The following is a 412-nucleotide window of genomic DNA, read 5'->3' on the forward strand; positions in this document are numbered from 1 at the left end:
CGCATGACGATCCCGCGCTCCCAGCAACCGCGCTGCGGCCGTGCCGCGGCCAAGGCGGCTCCCCTCGAAGCGGCGTCCGCTTCGACCCTTGAAGCCGGCCCGCATCGCTGCAGCGAGCACGGCGTGGAGATACTTGCGTCCACGCGGCGATGCCGAGGCCCGCATACGGCCGAGCCGTGGCTCGAAGTCGTCGTCGTGCATGCGTGCTCGCCTGTCAGCTCCGCCCCAGTGTGGCGCACAAGGTCCACTCCGCCGAGGTCCCTCCCGACGAATTTCAGGCGCGCCAGACGCCGCTCGCACGCCGCCGCCGAGGACCCGGCGGCGGCGCTGAGGCGCCTCAGCCGCTACGGGCTGCTTTTCCGGCGTGTAGCGGCTGCGAGGATCCGCTTGGCCGCACCGAGCGAACCAGAGG

General features: G+C 72.3%; 1 protein-coding gene. It reads right to left on the reverse strand.

Features of this window, described 5'->3' with window-relative positions:
• Window positions 1-201 (reverse strand): hypothetical protein (locus AC2JF9_RS09910; protein WP_500727433.1); only part of this gene is annotated, 201 nt, incomplete at its 3' end.
• Between the last annotated feature and the right edge of the window lie 211 nt (window positions 202-412).

Source organism: Lactobacillus sp. C449L (assembly GCF_059900815.1).